The sequence below is a fragment of the Frankia sp. KB5 genome, assembly GCF_002099325.1.
Taxonomy (GTDB): Bacteria; Actinomycetota; Actinomycetes; order Frankiales; family Frankiaceae; genus Frankia; species Frankia casuarinae.
The window spans coordinates 1-1,690 of record NZ_MRUJ01000392.1 but is presented as its reverse complement, the minus strand read 5'-3'; the positions used below and the strand labels follow the sequence as shown (position 1 = coordinate 1,690).

The window sequence follows — 1,690 nt, the reverse complement described above, 5'->3', positions numbered from 1 at the left end:
CGCGAAATCGGAGATGTGGTAATCGCCGGGGCCGGCGGGTTCGGCGACCAGGTGGCCGGCGGGCTGCGCGCACCACGGTGGGCAGGAACGGTCGGCGGGGCGAGTCATGCTGTGCCACCTGCTCCGGGACGGTGGGGGTGGCTGCTGGCGCGGAGGTGGGTCCCGTCGTCCAGGTTGCGCAGGCCGTCGCGTACTCGTTGCAGCAGCGTCAGGTCGAACACGATCGGGTCCTGTGTCGTCTGGGTGGGGCCGGGGGATGTGGCGCGCCGCGGTAGATCCCCGGCGGCGGTGTCCCGCGGCATCTGGGTGGATGGGGTTGTGTGAGGCAGGCTCGCCCAGGTCACCTTGCCTTTCGGCCGGTAGCCGGCGACGGTGCGGATCTGGGCCTGGTAATGGCCGCTGTGTCCGCTCAGGGCGGTGACCAGGTGCAGGCCGCGGCCGTCCTCGGCATCCGGGTTGGCGGCGCGCAGGGTCGGGCGGCCCGCTGCGGCGCCGTCCCACACCTCGACGATCAGGTCCTGGGGGCTGTAGGCCAGGCGCATCGCGATGAGGGAGGTCAGGTCGTCGTCCCCGCTGTGGCGTGCGCGCTGGCTGGCGGTGAGCGCGTTGGTGACCAGCTCGGAGGTCACGAGGGCGGCCGTGTCGGTCAGGCTGTCGAGGCCCCAGCGGTGGAGCTGGGTTGTCACGTGGTGGCGGGCGGCGGCGAGGTGGGCGGTCCTGGGGGCTGTAGGCCAGGCGCATCGCGATGAGGGAGGTCAGGTCGTCGTCCCCGCTGTGGCGTGCGCGCTGGCTGGCGGTGAGCGCGTTGGTGACCAGCTCGGAGGTCACGAGGGCGGCCGTGTCGGTCAGGCTGTCGAGGCCCCAGCGGTGGAGCTGGGTTGTCACGTGGTGGCGGGCATCGGAGGCGGACTGCGGGCCGGCGGGGTAGTGCCAGATGCGGTGCGGCAGCGGCTGGTCGGGCGGTTCGACGGGGGCGGATGGGGCGGCAGCGGTGGTGGTCACGGGGTTCTCCCGGCGGAGGGTTACGGGCCTGGTTGAGCCCTCGCGTAGCGGGGGCGTAGACGGGGATCGGGCGGGGGTCGTCTCGTGGACGAGCGCGAGGTTGTGCTCGGCGAGTACCGCCGTGCCGCACGGCCAGGCAGCTCCGCAGCCCGCGCATACGCCATCGCGGTGGACGTGAACCTCCAGGTGGTGGACGGCGGTGCGACGAAGCTGCTCGAACGCGACGCTCGCCTGGTAAGGCGCTTGTTCGCCTACGCGACGGCCGACCTGCCCTTCGCCGGTGATCACTGGATCGGTGTGGGCGTCAGCGACCATGCCCCGTGGGCAGGGGCACCACTGGGGCCAGGTTCGGGTAGTGACCGGTTGTCCGGTGACGGGCGGAGAATCGTAGCCATGCAGATTCACCTCGGGTTGTGAACGGGAGCGCGAACAGGGTTGGCGAGATCAGCGGGGTGTGGCTGTTGCGGTGAGGTCCGCGCCGTCGGCCGCGGTGCCGGCGGTGGTGGTGCCGGCGAGCGCGTTGAGGGTGGCGTTCAGCGCCGCATCGGTGCCGCGGCGGCGTAGCTCGCGCGTCAGCACATCGAGAGAGGCCAGCGCCGGCAGGGGATCGGTCCGGAGCGCGGCGGTGACGGGTGCGAACGGCAGAGCGGCGGGCAGCGTCACAGCGGTGACGACCCGGTCGAAGACG

At 72.4% G+C, this 1,690-nt stretch carries 1 protein-coding gene and 2 pseudogenes; 1 reads left to right on the top strand and 2 read right to left on the bottom strand.

Annotation, left to right across the window (positions count from 1 at the left end):
- Positions 1 to 104: 104 nt before the first annotated feature.
- A pseudogene (locus KBI5_RS24705) lies at positions 105 to 710 on the bottom strand (ATP-binding protein); the annotation flags it as partial.
- A gap of 376 nt (positions 711 to 1,086) precedes the next feature.
- Here KBI5_RS24705 and KBI5_RS24695 point away from each other — a divergent pair.
- A complete protein-coding gene (locus tag KBI5_RS24695) occupies positions 1,087 to 1,419 on the top strand; it encodes a hypothetical protein (protein ID WP_085016629.1) in 333 nt (110 codons plus the stop codon).
- A 27-nt stretch (positions 1,420 to 1,446) separates the two neighbouring features.
- On the opposite strand, the pseudogene KBI5_RS24690 reads toward KBI5_RS24695, so the two are convergent.
- Positions 1,447 to 1,690, bottom strand: a pseudogene (locus KBI5_RS24690) (hypothetical protein); the annotation flags it as partial.